This window comes from Mesorhizobium loti, assembly GCF_013170705.1.
GTDB lineage: Bacteria > Pseudomonadota > Alphaproteobacteria > Rhizobiales > Rhizobiaceae > Mesorhizobium > Mesorhizobium loti_D.
The window spans coordinates 941,296-960,346 of record NZ_CP033334.1; the positions used below are offsets into that span (position 1 = coordinate 941,296).

General features: G+C 64.4%; 18 protein-coding genes. 10 read left to right on the forward strand and 8 right to left on the reverse strand.

Annotated elements, in window-relative coordinates; all coding sequences use genetic code 11:
- The first annotated feature begins 66 nt into the window (after positions 1–66).
- Entirely contained in the window at positions 67–291 is a 225-nt protein-coding gene (locus EB815_RS04470) for a hypothetical protein (RefSeq protein WP_056574082.1), read from the forward strand.
- 116 nt (positions 292–407) lie between these two features.
- Here EB815_RS04470 and EB815_RS04475 read toward each other — a convergent pair whose 3' ends face one another.
- Entirely contained in the window at positions 408–1,595 is a 1,188-nt protein-coding gene (locus EB815_RS04475; RefSeq protein ID WP_056574085.1) for a flavin-containing monooxygenase, read from the reverse strand.
- Positions 1,596–2,020: 425 nt separating this feature from the next.
- Here EB815_RS04475 and EB815_RS04480 point away from each other — a divergent pair, with 425 nt between their 5' ends.
- The 3 genes from EB815_RS04480 to EB815_RS04490 all read left to right on the forward strand — a co-directional run bounded on the left by EB815_RS04480 (position 2,021) and on the right by EB815_RS04490 (position 5,055).
- On the forward strand, positions 2,021–3,058 hold the full coding sequence (locus EB815_RS04480) for a phosphatidylglycerol lysyltransferase domain-containing protein (protein ID WP_056576338.1): 1,038 nt from the start codon (positions 2,021–2,023) through the stop codon (positions 3,056–3,058).
- Between the two features lie 434 nt (positions 3,059–3,492).
- Complete coding sequence (locus EB815_RS04485) at positions 3,493–3,993, forward strand: winged helix-turn-helix transcriptional regulator (RefSeq protein WP_056574088.1); 501 nt, start codon at positions 3,493–3,495, stop codon at positions 3,991–3,993.
- A gap of 60 nt (positions 3,994–4,053) precedes the next feature.
- Positions 4,054–5,055, forward strand: a complete 1,002-nt coding sequence (locus tag EB815_RS04490; RefSeq protein ID WP_056574091.1) for an NADP-dependent oxidoreductase — start codon at positions 4,054–4,056, stop codon at positions 5,053–5,055.
- Between the two features lie 177 nt (positions 5,056–5,232).
- Here the strand turns inward: EB815_RS04490 and EB815_RS04495 are convergent, their stop codons facing one another.
- Both EB815_RS04495 and EB815_RS04500 read right to left on the reverse strand, forming a co-directional pair.
- A complete protein-coding gene (locus tag EB815_RS04495; protein ID WP_056574094.1) occupies positions 5,233–5,994 on the reverse strand; it encodes an ABC transporter permease in 762 nt (253 codons plus the stop codon).
- A complete protein-coding gene (locus EB815_RS04500; protein WP_056574097.1) occupies positions 5,991–6,917 on the reverse strand; it encodes an ABC transporter ATP-binding protein in 927 nt (308 codons plus the stop codon). The genes EB815_RS04495 and EB815_RS04500 overlap by 4 nt, the downstream gene beginning before the upstream one ends.
- A gap of 355 nt (positions 6,918–7,272) precedes the next feature.
- Here EB815_RS04500 and EB815_RS04505 point away from each other — a divergent pair, with 355 nt between their 5' ends.
- Together EB815_RS04505 and EB815_RS04510 are read left to right on the forward strand one after the other, a co-directional pair.
- Positions 7,273–8,634, forward strand: coding sequence for a cytochrome ubiquinol oxidase subunit I (locus EB815_RS04505; protein WP_056574100.1), 1,362 nt, complete (start codon positions 7,273–7,275; stop codon positions 8,632–8,634).
- Position 8,635: 1 nt separating this feature from the next.
- Complete coding sequence (locus EB815_RS04510) at positions 8,636–9,640, forward strand: cytochrome d ubiquinol oxidase subunit II (protein ID WP_056574104.1); 1,005 nt, start codon at positions 8,636–8,638, stop codon at positions 9,638–9,640.
- A gap of 37 nt (positions 9,641–9,677) precedes the next feature.
- On the opposite strand, the gene EB815_RS04515 is transcribed toward EB815_RS04510, so the two are convergent.
- Positions 9,678–12,266, reverse strand: a complete 2,589-nt coding sequence (locus EB815_RS04515; protein ID WP_056576340.1) for an ATP-binding protein — start codon at positions 12,264–12,266, stop codon at positions 9,678–9,680.
- A gap of 246 nt (positions 12,267–12,512) precedes the next feature.
- On the opposite strand from EB815_RS04515, the gene EB815_RS04520 reads away from it, so the two are divergent.
- The 3 genes from EB815_RS04520 (at position 12,513) to EB815_RS04530 (ending at position 13,616) form a co-directional block, all read left to right on the forward strand.
- Positions 12,513–12,785 (forward strand): DUF4242 domain-containing protein, encoded by a 273-nt coding sequence (locus EB815_RS04520; RefSeq protein WP_056574107.1) that lies wholly within the window; start codon positions 12,513–12,515, stop codon positions 12,783–12,785.
- Positions 12,786–12,828: 43 nt separating this feature from the next.
- A complete protein-coding gene (locus tag EB815_RS04525; RefSeq protein ID WP_244494115.1) occupies positions 12,829–13,053 on the forward strand; it encodes a hypothetical protein in 225 nt (74 codons plus the stop codon).
- 71 nt (positions 13,054–13,124) lie between these two features.
- On the forward strand, positions 13,125–13,616 hold the full coding sequence (locus EB815_RS04530) for a hypothetical protein (RefSeq protein WP_056574112.1): 492 nt from the start codon (positions 13,125–13,127) through the stop codon (positions 13,614–13,616).
- Between the two features lie 177 nt (positions 13,617–13,793).
- Here EB815_RS04530 and msrA read toward each other — a convergent pair whose 3' ends face one another.
- The 4 genes from msrA to EB815_RS04550 all read right to left on the reverse strand — a co-directional run bounded on the left by msrA (position 13,794) and on the right by EB815_RS04550 (position 17,022).
- Positions 13,794–14,519: a peptide-methionine (S)-S-oxide reductase MsrA gene (gene msrA / locus EB815_RS04535; RefSeq protein WP_056574116.1), complete on the reverse strand. Its 726-nt coding sequence runs from the start codon at positions 14,517–14,519 to the stop codon at positions 13,794–13,796.
- Positions 14,520–14,648: 129 nt separating this feature from the next.
- Positions 14,649–15,017, reverse strand: a complete 369-nt coding sequence (locus EB815_RS04540) for a hypothetical protein (protein WP_413814138.1) — start codon at positions 15,015–15,017, stop codon at positions 14,649–14,651.
- A 35-nt stretch (positions 15,018–15,052) separates the two neighbouring features.
- Entirely contained in the window at positions 15,053–15,757 is a 705-nt protein-coding gene (locus EB815_RS04545; protein ID WP_056574119.1) for a DUF1223 domain-containing protein, read from the reverse strand.
- A 140-nt stretch (positions 15,758–15,897) separates the two neighbouring features.
- On the reverse strand, positions 15,898–17,022 hold the full coding sequence (locus tag EB815_RS04550; RefSeq protein ID WP_056574123.1) for a TadE/TadG family type IV pilus assembly protein: 1,125 nt from the start codon (positions 17,020–17,022) through the stop codon (positions 15,898–15,900).
- Positions 17,023–17,228: 206 nt separating this feature from the next.
- Between EB815_RS04550 and lepA the strand changes: the two genes are divergently transcribed.
- A complete protein-coding gene (lepA, locus tag EB815_RS04555; protein WP_056574126.1) occupies positions 17,229–19,034 on the forward strand; it encodes a translation elongation factor 4 in 1,806 nt (601 codons plus the stop codon).
- Positions 19,035–19,051: the final 17 nt, after the last annotated feature.

A 19,051-nucleotide genomic window follows, 5' to 3' on the forward strand; every position in this document is an offset into this window, starting at 1 on the left:
CAAGCCTCGGGAAAGACTGGCAATTTAGGAATGGCGCCCTAACTCCTCTCCCAGGAGACCGCCGCCATGCCAAAGTCAGTCTATGATCGTGGCCTGCTCAAGCCTGGCGAAATCGCCAGGCTGCAGCGCGTCTTTGACGAAGCCTGCCTGCGGCGCGACGCGCAGCCTGATTCGCCGGAAGCGCGCGAAATCGCCCTGACCCTGCTTGCGCTCCACAATGCCGGCATGGTCGACGAGGAGATGTTGATGGAAGCCGTCGGTTTCCGCCGGCTCGAGCCGAAATCGGCGTGATGTCCGCGTTCGCGTCCAGCCCTATGCAGCGCGCCGAACGACGGCGACATTGATCGGGGTCCTCAAGCTGAAGCCGGCCGGCTCGTACAGCCTTGCCGCCCGCCTGCGCGATCAAATCAGCGTGACGCGCCCGATGGCCGGGAGGAGCCGGCGATCCGCCTGGCGATCGCCTTGCCCAATATGGCGGCATTGGCGAAGCAGCCGCGGATGCTCGGCCGCATGCCGGTGAACCACAGGCCTGGCAGCTTCGGATCGGCTTGCCCGCCGTTAAAGAGCGGGACGCCCTTGCCGTCGAGCACGCCGAGATTGCCGACCATGCGCTCCAACCCGGTGCGGTAGCCGGTCGCGGCAATGACGATATCGGGATCGACCAGGCTGCCATTGGCCAGGACCACGCCGTCGCGCGTGAATTCCCGTATCGCCGGCACGACGACGATCTTGCCCGATTTGATGGCGTCGACCGCACCGTCGTCAGCGGCGATCGCCGTGTAATCCGAAGTCAGGCGGCTGGCGCCGCCCGACGGCGCGGGCGGCATGCCGAATTTGGTCAGATCGCCGAAAACCAGGCGCTGCGTCGCGGCGATCGCCGCATCTGCGACGCGCAGCGGCAAACGCGCCATGAACGGCGAGAGCCGGTGCACCGCAATCTTGCCGATGCGCTTGGGCAGAAGCGCGGGCCCATTGCGGGCCGACAACCAAAGCGCCGCCGTATCCACGCCGGCCAGATGATTGAGGGTGTCGAAGCCCGAATTGCCGGCGCCGACGACCAGCACCCTCTTGCCGGCATAGGCCGTGGCGTCGCCAAAATCCGCGGAATGGATGATCCGGCCCGAAAAGGCTTGCATGCCCTTCCACTGTGGGGTGAAGGGCTCCCTGTCGCGGCCGGTGGCAATCACGACATGACGCGCCAGGCGCGAGCCGGCGCTGGTCCGCACGGCCCAGTGGTCGCCCCTGAACACGATGGCCTCGACGGCAACGCCGAACTCCACCGGCAGGCGGTTCGCCTCCCGGAAATCGTTCATATGGCGTATAACGACGTCCCTGGGCGGAAAGGCGGGGGTACCCCGGGGATAGGCAAGACCGGGCAGCGCCGAGAGATCGCGGTGGGTGTTGAGACGCAATTGCTGGTGCCGCCGGTGCCAGGGTTCGGCCAGCCGGCTCTCCTTTTCCAGGATCGCCGTCGGCACGCCGGCCTTGATCAAGGCATGGGCGACGGTCAGTCCGGCGGCCCCGGCGCCAATCACGATCGCCGGCTCGACCGTCACCAATTGCTCCACCATCGGTCTGGTTGCCGTATCAGCCATTCACTCTCTAGTCCCATTCAGCCGCGCATTGCCACAAGGCTCGCAGCAGGCTGTAACCGTTTGATCGCGCGCAGCCTCATATATGGGTATCATTGCCGAGCCCTGCGCCGGGCCGCGGCCGCGCTCCAGGAGATTTCGTCGCCAAGCGGAAACGACTGGATCGCGGAAATGCGGCCAAAACAACGAGATGGAGCGGAACGCCCGCTTCTATCCGAATACATCCAGCCCTATATGGCATATCGGCGGCATCGGCGATAATCAGGTCGCGGCAATGTGATTGATTCGAGCTCCGGGGGCTGGCGGATCTCGTTACCGGCGCAGGAATTCGAAACCGATTTCGGCTTCCCGCGAGAATCAAGACGCCGTGGCGCGTCTTGCGTGTCGACAGGCACGCCACGCCACAGACGGCACGCGGAATCTCGACCATGCCCTCCTTGCGGATCTATTTCGACAAAATCCTCGAGGGCGCTTCGCCCAAGGTCGAGCGTCAGGCGTTGACGCATGTCGAACGCCTCGCGATCGTCCGCCGCCATGGCGACTTCTCGCTCGCCTATTCCACTGCCGTGCAGGGCAAGCTTTCCTATTTTGGCGATGCCGACGGCTACATCGCCTTCGGCACCAAGATGAAGCATCATTTCGCGCTTGGCGACCCGGTGGCGGCGCCGGGGCGGCGGGCCGACTACATCAGGCGCTTTGTCGAGACCGCCGGCGACCCTTGGTTCGTGCAGATCGGCGAGGATACCGCGCGCGTGCTGGCCGGGCTCGGCTACAAGGTCAACCGGCTGGGCATCGATACCCGCCTTGTCCTGCCCAAGCATGATTTTTCCGGAAAGCGAAACGAGACCGTGCGCTATTCAGAGCGCTGGCTCTTGAAGAAGGGGTTTTCGTTCGACGAGGACAAAAGGACCGTCTTCCTCGACGAGATCACGCGACTTTCCGACAATTGGCGCGGCGACCGCATCGTCAAGCGCTGGGAAATGGGTTTTCTGAACCGCCCCTTTTACGATCAACTCGGCACCGACATGCGCCGTTTCGTGCTGCATGGACCCGATGGCGAGCTGGTCGCGCTGCTCGATTTCGATCCGCTGTTTCGCGACGGCAAGGTCATCGGCTACACCACCGCCTTCAAGCGCAAGCATATCGATGCCTCGCCGCACGCCGAGATCGGCCTGACCAAATTCGCGGTCGACCGGTTTCGCGAGGAAGGCATATCCGTGGTCACGCTTGGCCTGTCGCCGCTCGTCGACGTGACACCAAGCGGATTTGCCGAAAGCGACTTCTGGCGCAACGCCTTCCAGCGCGCCTACTCCTCGCCATGGGTCAACCGCCGCAGGTTCAACCTGCAGGGCCAGGCGGCGTTCAAGCGCCGTTTCCACGGTGCGGAAGAGCCGGTCTACATCGCCTTCCGCCAGGGCACCTATATCGAGATGCTGGGGTTGTTGCGGCTGGTCAAGGCGATCTAGGCCGTGAACTCATAAATGCGGAATGACAGAGATGGGGTGGTTTCTTGCCAGTCCGTTTTTGGACAGGATCACGAAAAAGCGGTCATTCATTCCCGTACTGATATTGCATGACTACGGAATGACAGCATCTGAAGGCCGGCGAAAGCAGCCTTTCCGGACACTTTCAGCCACACACTTGCGGTTCGAATCTCATCCGGCGGCTGAGAACGACAAAACGCAGAACTAGGCCTACGTAGCGCTCCATGTCCCTCCTACATTGGCCGACAAGCAAAGCGCTTGGAGGCTACATATCCCAGATCGCCGACTGGGCATGGCATTCTCCCTGTTATTTGCGGCGAGCATCGGAGCGATCGATACGTCCGCTCAGTCCCGCCCTTGCATATGGCGCGCGCCTCTCTTACTTCAATAATTGAACTTATTCGAGAACCACGCTTATGAAGCCCAAATCATTTGCCGGAATGCGCTGCTCGATCGCGGGCGCGCTCGAGCAGATCGGCGATAGATGGACGCTGCTACTGATCCGCGACCTTTCGCTGGGTTTCGGACGCTACGACGACCTGCGGGCCAATACGGGCATTCCCGCAGCGACTCTTGCAGCCCGCCTGAAGCACCTCGTCGAGCATGAATTTGTGGAGCGCGTGCGCTATCAGGTAAGTCCGCCGCGCGACGAATATCGGTTGACGCCCAAAGGGCTCGATCTGTGGAAGGTCGGCACCGCCCTGCGCGAATGGGGAGATCGCTGGGATGCGACCGGCTTTGGCGCGCCCTCCATCGAAATGGTCGATCGGGAGACCGGACGCCCTTTGACTCTGGCGCTCGTCGATGCCGAAACGGGCATCGCCATTCCCCACGAGCGCGCTCAGCTTCGTCCCGGTCCAGGCGCGGACGACGACACATTTCGACTTCTCAACCAACGCGCTGGAGCGGGTCGGTGACGCGATGCCTCGCCGATGGTCGTGACGCGGCATCGCCAGACTGATTGGAGAAAGCATACGATGAAAGCCTTCATCCTCGACCGCTACGGCAAGAACCAGACGCTGCGTCTCGGCGACCTCCCCGAGCCCACGCCCAGCCCCGACGACGTGGTTGTCGAGGTGGAGGCAGCCGGCCTCAACATTCTCGACTCCAAGATCAGGGACGGTGCGTTCAAGCCGATCCTGCCCTACAAGCCGCCGCTCGTGCTCGGTCATGATCTGGCAGGTACGGTCGTCAAGGTCGGCGCGAAGGTGCGACGCTTCAAGTCGGGCGATGCCGTCTATGCCCGTGCGCGTGACGGACAGATCGGAGCCTTCGCCGAGCGGATTTCGGTGAAGGAAGCCGACCTCGCGCTCAAGCCCGCCAATCTGTCGATGTCGGAAGCGGCGTCGATCCCGCTGGTTGGACTGACCGCCTGGCAGGTGTTGGTGGAGCGAGCCCAGATCAGGCCGGGGCAGAAAGTGCTGATCCATGCGGGATCAGGCGGGGTCGGCACCTTCGCCATCCAGCTCGCCAAGCATCTCGGCGCGACCGTCGCGACAACGGCCAGTGCCGCCAACGCCGCCATGGTGAAGCAACTGGGCGCGGACATCGTCATCGACTATCGCAGCCAGAACTTCGAGGAAGAGCTGTCCGGTTACGACCTTGTCCTCAACAGCCTCGACGCCCGGACGCTGGAAAAATCGCTCAAGATTCTGAAGCCCGGCGGCAAGCTGATTTCTATCTCCGGCCCGCCCGACCCCACCTTCGCCCGCGCCCAGGGCATGAATGCAGTGCTTCAGCTCGTGCTGCGCCTGATGAGCGCGGGCATCCGGCGCAAGGCGAAGAGGGCGGGCGTCGACTATTCCTTTCTGTTCATGCGCGCCGATGGCGGGCAGCTCGAAAGGATCACCAAGCTGATCGAAGACGGCACGATCCGCCCGGTCGTCGATCGCAGCTTTCCCTTCGAAACATTGAACGAAGCCTTCGCCTACATCGACACCGGACGCGCCAAGGGGAAGGTGGTCGTCACCATGAAGTGACGCGATATCCCGAAGCTGGAACTTCGATCATGGTCGCTCACGAGGGGACCGCGCGCGATCGAAGCGCCGCAATTGCCACAAGCCCAGGGATCAAGGCTCAACCCACGCCCACAATGCGATCAGTCGGGAGACGACGATGCCCGCGTCGCGCGGCCTTGCCCATGCCTCATGGGGGCGTCAGTTGCGCAGCCGGTAGCCGGTCTTGAAGATCCAGGCGACGACCGCGATGCAGGCGGCCAGGAAGACCAGCGTCATGCCGAGGCTGATGCCGACCGAGACATCGGCCTTGCCGAAGAAGCTCCAGCGGAAGCCGCTGATCAGGTAGACGACCGGGTTGAACAGCGTGATCGTCTTCCAGACGCCGGGCAGCATATGGATCGAATAGAAGCTGCCGCCGAGGAAGGTCAGCGGGGTGATGATGAGCAGCGGCACCAGCTGCAGCTGCTCGAAGCTCTTCGCCCAGATGCCGATGATGAAGCCGAACAGGCTGAAGGTCACCGCCGTCAGCACCAGGAAGGCGATCATCCAGAACGGATGCTCGATCCTGAGCGGCACGAACAGCGAGGCGGTGGCCAGGATGATCAGGCCGAGGATGATCGACTTGGTGGCCGCCCCGCCGACATAGGCGATGACGATCTCCAGATAGGAGACCGGCGCCGACAGCAGCTCGTAGATGGAGCCGACGAATTTCGGGAAGTAGATGGCGAAGGAAGCGTTGGAGATCGACTGCGTCAGCAGCGACAGCATGATCAGCCCCGGCACGATGAAGGCGCCATAGCTGATGCCGTCGATCTCGGTGATGCGCGAGCCGATGGCCGAGCCGAAGACGACGAAATAGAGCGATGTCGAGATGACCGGCGAGATGATGCTTTGCAGCACGGTGCGGAACGCACGCGCCATCTCGACCCGGTAGATCGCCCAAACCGCGCGCAGGTTCATGGCTCTCTCCTCACCAGATTGACGAATATCTCCTCGAGCGAGCTGTTTTGCGTGTCGATGTCACGGAACTGGATGCCGCCGGCCTCGAGATCGCGGATCAGCGAGGCGACGCCCGGCCGTTCGGCCTGGTTGTCATAGGTGTAGGTCAGTTGCCCGCCATCAGGCGACAGCTCCAGCGCATAGCGCGAGAAGGCTTCCGGTATGGCCGTCAGCGCATTGCGCAACTCCAGCACCAGCCGCTTGCGGCCAAGCTTGCGCATCAGTTCGGCCTTGTTCTCGACCAGGATGATCTCGCCGCGGTTGATGACGCCGACGCGGTCGGCCATCGCCTCGGCTTCCTCGATATAGTGGGTGGTGAGGATGATGGTGACGCCATCCTCGCGCAGCCGGCGCACCATCTCCCACATGTCCTGACGCAGTTCGACATCGACGCCCGCCGTCGGCTCGTCGAGGAACAGGATGCGCGGCTCGTGCGACAGCGCCTTGGCGATCATCAGCCTGCGCTTCATGCCGCCCGACAGCGTGATCGCCTTGGCGTCCTTCTTGTCCCATAGCGACAGATCCCGCAGCACTTTTTCGACGAAGGCGGGATTGGCCGGCTTGCCGAACAGGCCGCGGCTATAATTGACCGTCGCCCAGACACTCTCGAAGGCGTCGATGGTCAATTCCTGCGGCACCAGGCCGATCAGGCTGCGCGCCGCGCGGTAGTCCCTGCCGATGTCGTGACCGTCGACGGTGACGGTGCCGGTCGAGCGGTTGACGATGCCGCAGACGATCGAGATCAGCGTCGTCTTGCCGGCGCCATTGGGGCCGAGCAGCGCGAAGATCTCACCGCGGTTGATGTCGAGATTGACTTGCTTGAGCGCGGTGAAGCCGGTGGCGTAGGTCTTGGAGACCCCGGAAATGGACAGGATGGAGGGCATGGGCTGAAAACGGCTGCCTGAAAGAGGTCCCCTGATATAGGCCGAATGTCGTTATGTGCAACCGCAAGTCAAGGCGCTGCTGACAGTTCTGGACAGCGGTTGCGGGCGGCCAGGGCTCTTGCCTTGACGCAATCCCGCCGGGAAATCGCTTCATGCTTTTCCCGGAATTGCCTCAACCGAGCAATTCCGGGAAAAGTGTGAAACGGTTGTGCGTCCGGAATTGAGAGCAAAGAGACACGCGGCGTGAAGCGGTAAAATTGTCCTGTGGCGTTGAGCCTCGCGGCAGGACGCCGCTTTGACCTGAAGCAGCTTCGGGCCTATCCTTCATCAATACTTGCAGCAGCCGGAGCCCACCATGGACCCGCTCATACTGTCGCGCATCCAGTTCGGCGCGAATATCTCGTTTCATATTCTGTTTCCGACGATCACCATTGCACTTGGCTGGGTGCTGCTGTTCTTCAAGCTGCGCTACAACGCCACCAATGATTCCGCCTGGATGCGCGCCTATTTCACCTGGGTGAAGGTGTTTGCACTGTCCTTCGCCATGGGCGTGGTTTCGGGCGTCACCATGAGTTTTCAGTTCGGCACCAACTGGCCGGGCTATATGGAAAAGGTCGGCAACATTGCCGGGCCTTTGCTGGCCTACGAGATCCTCACCGCCTTCTTCCTCGAAGCCGCCTTCCTCGGCATCATGCTATTCGGATTCCGCCGCGTCTCCAACCGCGTCCACACGCTGGCAACGGTGCTGGTCGCCGGCGGCACGACCCTGTCGGCCTTCTGGATCATCGCGCTCAATTCCTGGATGCAGACGCCGGCCGGTTTCGAGATCCGCGACGGCGTGGCGCACGCCGTCGACTGGTGGGCTGTCGTCTTCAACCCGTCCATGCCCTACCGCCTCGTCCACATGCTGCTTGCATCGGGCCTGACCGTATCATTCCTGATATCGGGCCTGTCGGCGCTGCGTTATCTCCAGGGCGACCGCTCGGAATCGATGTGGAAGGCGCTGCGCACCGGCGTCTTCACCGCGGCGGTCCTGATCCCGATCCAGATCTTCGCCGGCGACCAGCACGGGCTGAACACGCTGGAACACCAGCCGCAGAAGATCGCCGCCATGGAGGCCAACTGGAACACCGGGCCAAACGTGCCGCTGGTGCTGTTCGCGCTGCCCGACGAGGCGGCGAGGGAGAACAGATTCGAGATCGCCATTCCCGACGGCGCCAGCCTGGTGCTGCGGCACAGCCCGAGCGGCGTGGTGCCGGGGCTGAACGATTTTCCCGGCAACCACCCGCCGGTCTTTCCGGTGTTCTGGGGCTTTCGCATCATGGTCGGCACCGGCCTGCTGATGCTCGCCGTTTCCTGGTCGGCCGCCTTCTTCCTCAAGCGCCGGCACAGCCTGCCGAAGCCGCTCGCCATGCTGATGGTGCCGATGGCGCTGTCGGGCTGGCTGGCGACGCTGGCCGGCTGGTACACGACCGAGATCGGCCGCCAGCCCTGGCTGGTGACGGGCGTGCTCAGAACCGCCGACGCCGTCGGTCCGGTGGCGGGCAGCCATGTGGCGCTGACGCTCGCCGTCTATCTCATCCTCTACGTGCTGCTGCTGATCGCCTATCTCGGCGTGCTGGTGCACCTGGCGCTGAAGGCGGCCAAGGATGGCGACACCTCGCCATTGCCGGGTGTCATGAAAGCAGCGCTTTCACAGCCAGCGGCGGGAGAGTGACATGAGCTTCGATTGGCCAACCGCCCTCCCCCTCATCTTCGCCGGCCTGATGGGCCTCGCCATCCTGATCTATGTCATCCTCGACGGCTTCGACCTCGGCATCGGCATCCTGTTCGCGGCCGCCGAGGACACCGAGCAGGATACGATGATCGCGGCGATCGGTCCGTTCTGGGACGCCAACGAGACCTGGCTGGTGCTGGCCGTCGGCCTGCTGCTGGTCGCCTTCCCGATGGCGCATGGCGTCATCCTGACCGCGCTCTACATTCCGGTCTTCGTGCTTTTGGTCGGGCTGATCCTGCGCGGCGTCGCCTTCGATTTTCGCGCCAAGGTGCCGAGCGGCAAAAAGCATCGCTGGAACCGCATCTTCTTCCTGGGCTCGGTCATCGCCTCGCTGGCGCAAGGCTACATGCTGGGCGTCTATGTGCTCGGCCTCGATGTCGGCGTGGGTGGCATGGCATTCGGCGCGCTGGTGGCGTTCTGCCTGGCCGCGGCCTACGCGGCGATGGGCGCCGCCTGGGTGATCTACAAGGCCGAAGGCGCGTTGCAGAAGAAGGCGGTGCGCTGGCTGCGCACGGCGCTGGTGCTGACCGCGCTCGGCATGGCGGCGGTGTCGCTGGCGACGCCCTTCGCCAGCCCGCGCATCTTCGACAAATGGTTCGTCTGGCCGGAAATGCTGTACATGTCGCCGCTGCCGATCCTGTCGGCGCTGCTGTTCCTGTGGCTGTGGCGGCAGACCTTCCATCTGCCGAAACCCGACGACCGCCATTCGCTGACGCCGTTCCTGACGCTGGCCGGCATCTTCGTGCTCGGCTTTGCCGGCCTTGCCTGGTCGTTCTACCCGTTCGTCGTACCCGATAAGCTGACCATCTGGCAGGCGGCGTCGGCGACCGAAAGCCTGGCCATCATCCTGGTCGGCACCGTGGTGGTGCTGCCGATCATCATCTTCTATTCCTTCTATGCCTACCGGGTATTCGGCGGCAAGGCGACGGATCTCACCTACGACTGATACGCCGCCTTCGCAGCCGCCAAGGCACGGCGAAGGGTCAGATCAGCCCGCTGTCGCGCGCGGCCGCGGTCGCCTCGCCGCGCGAGACGGCGTCCAGCTTGCCCAGCACCGCCGAGACATGGTGATCGACCGTCTTGGGCGAAATAGCGAGATGCTCGGCGATGCGCTTGTTGGACAGGCCGCGCTCGATCAGCTGCAGCACTTCCATCTGGCGCCGGGTCAGGCCGGCGCTGTTGGCACGAGTGGTGCGGCGCGGGCCCCTGGCAATGTGAATGACGCCGTTCTGCCGCATCATGTCGCGCACATGGCTCGCGACCGGCCCGGCGCCGAGCGCTTCAAAAATCTCCAGCGCCGTGCGCTGCGCGGCCTCGTCGCCCTGGGCGAGCGCCAGCGCGCGTTCGTAAGGCGCGTCGAGTTCCGCCCAGGCTGCCGACGCGCCCCGCCAGTCACCGGCGAGCAGCATGCGGTAGGGCGCGGCCATGCCTGACGTGTCGCCCGGATCGGTATCGGGTGCCAGAAGCCGCCGCCAGCCGGCCAGCTCCGCGAAGACCGCCCGCGTCGGCGACAGGCCCTCGGCAAGGCCGATCAGGCGCAGCGCCTCGGCCTTGTCCGCCTCGCCGAGCCAGGCCCGTTCGGCAACCACCGCCGCATAGGGCAACAGTCGCTGCAGCTCGGCTCCCCTCTCCAGAAACTGCTTCATCTCGGCCAGAAGCGGCTCGGCCGAGGGGTCGCCGCGACGGACCCTCAGCCGCGACAGCGCCACAAGGGCCGGATAGCGCACCAGTGCGGTCGCCCGGTCGTTGGCAATCACATCCAGGGCTTCGGCGGCCGCCTCATTCCAGCATCCCTGGCGCAGCAGCAGCTGGGCCCGCACACCGCGCATGTAGTCGCGCCACGTCGCCAGATCGTTCTCGACGCAATAATCGATGCCGCGATCAAGGAAGGATTGGGCCTGGCTGTAGCCCAACTGGTTCATCTCGCCACAAGCGCAATTGGTGAACGCGCGGGCCGCATGCTCCTGGAAATTCTGCTCAAGCGCGATTTCGAGGCTGCGGGCAAGATGCAGCCGGCTTGCGCCCAGGTCCAGCCACTGCTCGGCGGCGCCGACATTGTTGAGCGCATGGCAGACCACTTCGGGCCTGTTCAGCCGTTCGGCGAGCTCGATCGCCCTGGCACCCAGCGACAAGGTCTCGTCCAGCCTTTCGGCCAGCATCGCCAGTTGCGAGAGGTTCGAATAGGCCATGGCAAGCTCGGCGCTGGCCGGTACGGTCTCCAGCAACGCGACCGCCTGGGCGCCGAACATGTCGGCGGCCTGCCGGTCGCCCACAAGATAGGAAAAGCGCGACAGCCATCTCAGGCTGTCGCCTTCCTTCAGCGTGTTGCCGAGCGCCCGCCGCAGCACGCGCGCCTGTTCCTGCGCCTTGATGGCCTCTTCGATGCGCGCGATCAGATGGCATTCGAAGGCATATTGCTCGTAAAGGCCGGCGCGCTCTTCCTCAGGCAAGGTGTCGGCCTGGCGCAAGGCGACCTCGTAATAGCCGGCGGCGTCGCGATGGGCGCCGACACGCGAGGCCTCCCGCGCCGCGACCGGCGCGAACGCGCGCACCGCCTCGAGATTATGCGCTTCCACCGCATGGTGGACGAGACGCGCGATGGCGACATCCCTGTTCTCAAGCAGCGCCGACAGCGCACGCTGGTTGAACAGTCTCCGGGAACTCGTCGTCAGCATCATCTCGATGGCGCGGCGCGCGATCTCGTGCCGGAAGGCGTAGCCGTCGCCCAGATCGTCAAGCAGCCCATGCGACACACATTCGGCGAGCTGACCGGCGGCGGCCACGCCGCACAGGCCCTGCAAGGCCCAGGCGTCGGCGCGCCTGGGAAACACCGACACCGCGTCGAGCATCGATCGTGCGCCGGCCGACAGCCGTTCGGCGCGGGCGACGACGGCGTCGCGCACGCTGGCGGGCGGCGTCATCTCATTGTCGGCGCATAAAAGCTCGGTAACGAAGAAGGCATTACCGGCCGTCGCCCGGTAGATGGCGTCGCCGTCGCGGCCGGCGGCGATGGCGAGCGAGAGCACCGCCGCCTCGCTGAGCAGCGGCACGTCGATCCGCACGACATTGCCGGCCGGAATTTCGCCGAGCGCGCGACGCACGCGCATCTGTCCTTCGCTGCGGTCGGTGCGCGCCGTCAGGACGAGCAGGATGTGGGTGTTGGCGATGCGGCGGCCCAGAAAGCGGACGAAATCGAGCGTCGCGTCATCCGCCCAGTGCAGGTCCTCGATGATCAGCAGCGTTGGCTGCGTCCTCGCCTCGAAGACTTCGAGCGCGTCGGAAAACAGGGGCAGCCTCTGTCCCTGCCGGGCATCGATCGCCCGCGGCATCGACCATCGCGCCTCGCGGGCGAGATCGTAGAGCGGCCCGAGCGGGTCCGGTATCGACAGATCCTCGCAGGCGCTGCGGAAAATGCGCGCGCCGTCGCCAACGCCGCCGGCGAAAGCCTCGACAAGGGCCGACTTGCCGGCGCCTGCCTCGCCGGACAGCGCCGCCACATGGCCGAAGCCACGCGTGGCCTGCGCGAGAAGTCCATCCAGCTGCTCCAGCTGTGCCTGCCGTTCCAGAAGCATCGTCATTCGCTCAACAGGGATTGTGTCCGGGCGTATCCCTGGACGTCCGCCACGAGCGTCCGGGACCATGACCGACAATGTGCCCCTCCCCACATTTTCGGTGCCACCTACCACATAACGTCGCCACTATAGGGAATCTTCCAACAGAAAAATAGGGAAAGGCTCCGATGCGCGCCCTTGGCGAGCGTGATCAATGTCCAGTCGCGCTCGAATCGAGCGTGAATCAACGAAAAAGGGAAACTTGATATGCCCCGCTATGTGGTACAACGCACATTTCCTGACGGCCTCAGCGTGCCGATGAACGATGCCGGCGCCGACGCGCTGGGCGGCGTCATCATGCGCAATGCGGAGAAGGGCGTGACCTGGGTGCAATCCTTCGTGTCGCCCGACAGGAAGCAGAGCTTCTGCATCTATGACGCGCCCTCGCCGGAAGCGATCCGCAGCACTGCCCAGAAGAACGCGCTGCCCGTCGACAAGATCACGGAGGTGCGGGTCCTTGACCCTTACTTTTATCGTTGATCCCTCCGATGGGTGTCAAACTGCCCTTCGCGCCGGCGGCGACATGCCTGACGAAGCGCCCGGCGAGGTGCTGGCGGATTCGAGACCCGTCGGACGACGGCCGCTACTGGGCCGGCTTCCCTGGCGGCTTGCCTCGCTGCTGTTGGCACCATTGCGCAAGGGCCGGCGCCGGTTGCCACCGCAGGACGACTATCTGAGACGCGACATAGGCTTGCCGGAGCTCGAGGAGCTGCCGCGGTACTGGGATTTCACCCGGTCGGACCACTGACACGTGCAGCCATCCGACTTGCCGGCGGCGGGAGCGGCTGCTCCCGCGCACATCAACAACGAGGAGAGAAAATGAACATTCATGTGTGGACCAAGCATCTCATCAACCTGTCGATCGCGGCCACGGCGGCCAATGCCCATGACACGGGTACGCTGGATGAGAAGGTACGGGCGGCCAATGGCCGTTTCGAGAACGTGGCGATGGCCACCGCCGAAGGCTATGCGCCGATCCCTTGCGCCAGCGGCATCGCCGGCGGCGCCATGGGCATCCACTATGTCAACGCGGCCTACCTGAAGGACGATGCCGTCGATCTCGCAAAGCCGGAGGCCGTCATGTACGAGCCGATGGCGGACGGCCGGCTCAAGCTGGTGGCGGTCGAATACATAACCTCGAAAGGCCCGGCCTCCCTGGAAGGGCAGCTGTTCAACTTCAACAGCGCGCCCAATCGCTATGGCCTGGGCGCCTTCTACGAGCTGCATGTCTGGGCCTGGAAGAAGAACCCGACCGGCACCTTCGCCGACATGAACCCCGATGTGTCGTGCGACGCGATGAAGGGCATGTAGGCGCAAATCTCCCCCCTCGAGGGGGGAGATGTCGCCACAGGCGACAGAGGGGGTCGTTGCGCGTGGAGCGCCAACCTCCTCCGTTGCAAGGAGGCCGAGCCCGGTCGGACCGACCCCCTCTGGCCGCTTCGCGGCCATCTCCCCCTCGAGGGGGGAGATTACACGCGGCCTCCGAACTCAGTTGCTCGCCGACAGCACCAGCACCGGCTTCTCGCTGTACAGCGCCGGGAACAGCTGCTTCAGGTTCGCCACCTTGGGCAGGTCGTTGTAGACGATGTAGGGATAGGTCGGGTTCAGCGTCAGAAAGTCCTGGTGGTAGTTCTCGGCCGGGTAGAAGGTCTTGCCGGTCTCGATCGTGGTGACGATCGGCGCCCCATACAGCTTGGCCTTGTCGAGCTGGGCGATGTAGCTCTGCGCGATCTTCTTCTGGGCATCGTTCTCGGCGAAGATCGTCGAGCGATACTGGGTGCCGGAGTCCGGGCCCTGGTAGTTGAGCTGCGTCGGGTTGTGGGCGACCGAGAAGTAGACCTGCAGCAGCTGGCCGTAGGTCACCTTCGAGGGATCATAGGTGATCTCGACGGATTCGGCGTGGCCGGTGCGGCCTGTGCCGACCGTCTCGTAGACGGCGTCATCCTTGGCGCCGCCGGTGTATCCGGAGACGGCCTGGCTGACGCCCTTGACGTGCTGGAACACGCCCTGCACGCCCCAGAAGCAGCCGCCGGCGAAGATCGCCTTCTCGCTGCCCGAGGCCGCCTTTTCGTCCAGCGCCGGCGGCGGGATCACCACGGCGTCTTCCGCCGAGACGGCCGGCGTCAGCCAGAAGGCGGCACCGGCGGCCGCCAAGGCGAGTGCGGCGAGCGCACTCCTGGCAAAGCCGGTCGAACGGGTCTTGATGTCGGTCATGGTTGCACTCCTCATGGCTTGCCCCTTTGATCAGCAACTGGGGATCAGTCTATTGGATCAGCTACGATAGCGCGATGCGCGAGTTGCGGCCCGGCCTCACATTCGTGCGACCGGGCGCATGTCCTGGCCCTACTTGGCCGGAGCCATGGCATCCGCCGCCGGCTTCATCGCGTCGGCAGCGGGCTTCATCGCATCGGCGGCCGGCTTCATGGCGTCAGCCGCGGGCTTCATGGCGTTGGTGGCCATCGGGTCCGCCGGCTTCATCGCATCGGCTGCCGGTTTCATGGCATCCGCCGCCGGCTTCATCGCGTCGGCGGCCGGCTTCATCGCGTTTGTCGCGTCGTCGGCGCGGGCGATGCCGCCGGCCAACAGCGCCGTCGAGCACAAGGCAAGCGCGAGTGCGGGCAGCGTCAGGCGGGAAAGAACAGTCATGATGGTCTCCTTGGGTTGGTCGTTGAGGGTGACGGCCTTGCCGCCGGGCAATGCGGCGCCGCTCATGCGGCGTTGCGCAATCTCTTGGTGAAGGCGGTTTTCTAGTTGGTCGCGGCGGCCAGGATCGGCCCGCCGCCGGGCGACTGCACCAGCACGGCGGTGCTCAAGCCACCGGCCGCGGCGGGCAGCGCATAGGCGGTGGCGTCGCCGGTCCAGCTGCCGAGTTTTTCCAGCGCATGCACGACATTGGCATGCGGCAATGTGCGGCCGGTGTTTTCGCCACGCGCGACCGGCACCTGCACGACGCCCTTGGCGTAGCGCACCAGCCAGACATCGGCCTTGCCGCCTGGTGCGGCGCCGGCACCGATCGCGACCTTGCCGCCCTCGAGCGACAGCGACGGGCCGCCGGTCTTGCCCGTTGCCTTGATCAGATGCTCGATCTCGCCTTGCGCGGCGCCGACGACATCGGCATGGCCGTTGACCACCACTTGCGGCGTGAACGGGCCGTCATGGCCGAGCGACGGTTCGTAGGAAACCTGGCGCTGGGTGAACTCCTGCTTGCCGAACGTGTCCTTCCAGCCGAGGTAATCCCAGTAGGTGACGTTGAAGGACAGCGCCAGCACGCCGGGCTGGTCCTTGACCTTGATGAGGTTGGCGTTGGCCGGCGGGCAGGACGAGCAGCCCTGACTGGTGAACAGCTCGACCACGGTGAGCGGCTGGGCGGCGGCGGCACCGAGCGAGGCAGCGAGCGCGAGCGCGCCCAGGCTGGACAGTGCGGCGAACCTTTGGGCTGGTGATCTCGGCATCGGCTTGCTCCATGGGGCGGCGCTGGGACGCGCCGGTCATTCCCCATTTCGCTGATGCCTGCCGCTTCGTTACAGCGCTCACCGGTTTGTGATGAGCGCGATCGTCCTTCGCCCGTGTCGGCGAAGGGCGAGCGGGGTGCTTACTGCGTCAGCGCCGTCTCGGATGGCCGCTGGTTGAAGTCGCACTTGCCGGTGACGTTGTAGAAGAAGTCGGCATTCGTATAATCCGCCGGAAGGGAGTTGCCGCCGTCTTCCCAGGCCTGATAGCTGGTCTGCGAGCACGGCACGACGGAAAAGATGTCGATCAGCTTGCCCGAGGCCACCTCGGTCAAGGGCGTGGGTGTGGTGCCCAGATAGAGGTGGTTGGAGGTCGTGGTGTCGTTCGATTTGAACGTCGCCTTGTTGCCGGTCGTGACATCCATCTGCAGGGAGAGCTGGCCCATCTGGCTGACGTCGACGGCGGCGCCGCCGCCGGTGGCCGGCACGTTGGTGGTGGCGCAGGTGATCTGGAAATAGATCGTCTGTTTGCTGTTCCCGTCGTATTCGGGGGTCACTATCGCGCCCGCCGGCGGGTTGGTGAAATTGGATGTCGAGCCCACGGTGGTGCAGGTCTGCTTCTGGACCACGGTCGGCGTCGAACCGTTGACAAGCGATATCGTCGTGGTGCCGTAGCCCTTCTGTTCCGTCATCGAATAGGACTTGCTCCCGACCTTGTACGAATAGGTGTAGGGCGCGTAGACGTAGCTGGCCGTCATCAGTTTCTGCGCCGTCGTGCCGCCGAAATTCGTGCCGTAAAGCGTCACCGTCTTGTTCCAGTAACCCGACACCTTGTCGACCTTGAACGTCGCCTGCACCAGGCTGGGCGCCTTGTTGACCCCCGATTTGACCGCGACCGGCACGCTGTCGATCCTGGCGATGGTCATGAAATTGGTCGGCATGGCGAAGCTGGCCGACGTCTGCGCCGCGACGGTGCCGTCGGAGGCGACGTTGAAGCTCACCAGCGTCGCGGTGCCCTGGCCGTTGTTGGCGGCGAAATTGTCCTGCAGCGCCTGCTGGCGGTCAGGCAGCGTCGTGCTCGCTGGCAGCGTGGTGATCGCCAGCGTCGCGGCATCCAGCGCGGCCTGCATGCCGGAGCGGGTCTGGACGGCATCGGTATAGTCGACCGAGAAGCCGACGGCGGCGATCAATGGCACCAGGCTCAGGAAGAACAGCGGCATCATGGACCCGCTGCGGGAGCGGGCAAACCTGTCTGCAATTTTCTGCATTTCTTTACCCCCAAGGACATTAGTGGCCTTGCCGATACCACGCAGCCGGAAAATCAAGGTCTAACGGGATCGATCAAAGTTTATGCATTTACGGTCGCTTGACCGATATTCTCGATTTTTCGGCGCCGCTCTTCACTTTGCGACCGCAGGGCAGCCCTTGCGCCGCAAGCCTTGCCGCCGCTTGCCGCCCCTGCTAAAGCGCGCGCATGAGCACGCCCCTCGACCACATCCGCAATTTCTCCATCGTCGCCCATATCGACCATGGCAAATCCACGCTTGCCGACCGCCTGATCCAGCTGACGGGCGGGCTGGAGCTGCGCGACATGAAGGAGCAGGTGCTGGACTCGATGGATATCGAGCGCGAGCGCGGCATCACCATCAAGGCGCAGACGGTGCGGCTGAAATACCGCGCCAACAATGGCGAGGACTATATCCTCAACCTCATTGACACGCCCGGACATGTCGACTTCGCCTATGAAGTGTCGCGGTCGCTGGCCGCCTGCGAAGGCTCGCTGCTGGTGGTCGACGCTTCGCAAGGCGTCGAGGCGCAGACGCTCGCCAATGTCTACCAGGCGATCGACAACAACCATGAGATCGTCGTGGTGCTGAACAAGGTCGACCTGCCGGCCGCCGAGCCCGAGCGCATCCGCGAGCAGGTCGAGGAGGTGATCGGCATCGACGCTTCGGGCGCCGTGCTGATCTCGGCCAAGACCGGGCTTGGCATTCCCGACGTGCTGGAGGCGATCGTCCACCAATTGCCGCCGCCGCGCGAGGGCGACGCCACCGCGCCCTTGAAGGCGATGCTGGTCGACAGCTGGTACGACGCCTATCTCGGCGTCATCGTGCTGGTGCGCATCATCGACGGCGTCCTGAAGAAGGGCCAGACCATCCGCATGATGGGCACCGGCGCCAAATACCTGGTCGAGCGCACCGGTGTGTTCACGCCCGCCCGCATCAATGTCGACGAGCTCGGCCCCGGCGAGTTCGGCTTCTTCACCGGCTCGATCAAGGAAGTGGCCGACACGCGCGTCGGCGACACCATCACCGAGGACAAGCGCCCCACCGCGCATGCGCTGCCCGGCTTCAAGCCGGCGCAGCCGGTGGTGTTCTGCGGCCTGTTCCCGGTCGACGCCGCCGATTTCGAGGATCTGCGCGCCGCCGTCGGCAAATTGCGCCTCAACGACGCTTCTTTCTCTTATGAGATGGAAACCTCGGCCGCGCTCGGCTTCGGCTATCGCTGCGGCTTCCTGGGCCTCTTGCATCTGGAAATCATCCAGGAGCGGCTGGAGCGTGAGTTCAACCTCGACCTGATCGCCACCGCGCCATCGGTCGTCTACCGGCTGCTCCTCAATGACGGCTCGGTGAAGGAACTGCACAATCCGGCCGACATGCCCGACGTGGTCAAGATCTCGGCGATCGAGGAGCCGTGGATCCGCGCCACGATCCTGACCCCCGACGACTATCTCGGCGGCATATTGAAACTCTGCCAGGACCGGCGCGGCATCCAGGCCGACCTGTCCTACGTGGGAAAACGCGCCATGCTGACCTACGACCTGCCGCTCAATGAAGTGGTGTTCGACTTCTATGACCGGCTGAAGTCGATCTCCAAGGGCTACGCCTCGTTCGACTATCACCTCACCGACTACCGCGAGGGCGACCTGGTGAAAATGTCGATCCTGGTCAATGAGGAGCCGGTCGACGCGCTGTCCATGCTGGTGCACCGCACGGCGGCGGAAAAGCGCGGAAGGCAGATGTGCGAGAAGCTGAAGGAGCTCATCCCGCACCACCTGTTCAAGATCCCGATCCAGGCCGCCATCGGCGGCAAGGTCATCGCCCGCGAAACCATCTCGGCGCTGCGCAAGGACGTGACCGCCAAGTGCTACGGCGGCGACGTGAGCCGCAAGCGCAAGCTGCTGGACAAGCAGAAAGAAGGCAAGAAGCGGATGCGCCAGTTCGGCAAGGTGGATATCCCGCAGGAGGCGTTTATCCAGGCGCTGAAGATGGGGGATTGAGCGGATTGTACCTCATA

Bases quoted from the DNA above. Each gene is read 5' to 3' on its own strand.
- EB815_RS04470 (WP_056574082.1), top strand. From the start codon at position 67: ATGCCAAAGTCAGTCTATGATCGTGGCCTGCTCAAGCCTGGCGAAATC.
- EB815_RS04475 (WP_056574085.1), bottom strand. From the start codon at position 1,595: ATGGCTGATACGGCAACCAGACCGATGGTGGAGCAATTGGTGACGGTC.
- EB815_RS04480 (WP_056576338.1), top strand. From the start codon at position 2,021: ATGCCCTCCTTGCGGATCTATTTCGACAAAATCCTCGAGGGCGCTTCG.
- EB815_RS04485 (WP_056574088.1), top strand. From the start codon at position 3,493: ATGAAGCCCAAATCATTTGCCGGAATGCGCTGCTCGATCGCGGGCGCG.
- EB815_RS04490 (WP_056574091.1), top strand. From the start codon at position 4,054: ATGAAAGCCTTCATCCTCGACCGCTACGGCAAGAACCAGACGCTGCGT.
- EB815_RS04495 (WP_056574094.1), bottom strand. From the start codon at position 5,994: ATGAACCTGCGCGCGGTTTGGGCGATCTACCGGGTCGAGATGGCGCGT.
- EB815_RS04500 (WP_056574097.1), bottom strand. From the start codon at position 6,917: ATGCCCTCCATCCTGTCCATTTCCGGGGTCTCCAAGACCTACGCCACC.
- EB815_RS04505 (WP_056574100.1), top strand. From the start codon at position 7,273: ATGGACCCGCTCATACTGTCGCGCATCCAGTTCGGCGCGAATATCTCG.
- EB815_RS04510 (WP_056574104.1), top strand. From the start codon at position 8,636: ATGAGCTTCGATTGGCCAACCGCCCTCCCCCTCATCTTCGCCGGCCTG.
- EB815_RS04515 (WP_056576340.1), bottom strand. From the start codon at position 12,266: ATGCTTCTGGAACGGCAGGCACAGCTGGAGCAGCTGGATGGACTTCTC.
- EB815_RS04520 (WP_056574107.1), top strand. From the start codon at position 12,513: ATGCCCCGCTATGTGGTACAACGCACATTTCCTGACGGCCTCAGCGTG.
- EB815_RS04525 (WP_244494115.1), top strand. From the start codon at position 12,829: ATGCCTGACGAAGCGCCCGGCGAGGTGCTGGCGGATTCGAGACCCGTC.
- EB815_RS04530 (WP_056574112.1), top strand. From the start codon at position 13,125: ATGAACATTCATGTGTGGACCAAGCATCTCATCAACCTGTCGATCGCG.
- msrA (WP_056574116.1), bottom strand. From the start codon at position 14,519: ATGACCGACATCAAGACCCGTTCGACCGGCTTTGCCAGGAGTGCGCTC.
- EB815_RS04540 (WP_413814138.1), bottom strand. From the start codon at position 15,017: ATGAGCGGCGCCGCATTGCCCGGCGGCAAGGCCGTCACCCTCAACGAC.
- EB815_RS04545 (WP_056574119.1), bottom strand. From the start codon at position 15,757: ATGCCGAGATCACCAGCCCAAAGGTTCGCCGCACTGTCCAGCCTGGGC.
- EB815_RS04550 (WP_056574123.1), bottom strand. From the start codon at position 17,022: ATGCAGAAAATTGCAGACAGGTTTGCCCGCTCCCGCAGCGGGTCCATG.
- lepA (WP_056574126.1), top strand. From the start codon at position 17,229: ATGAGCACGCCCCTCGACCACATCCGCAATTTCTCCATCGTCGCCCAT.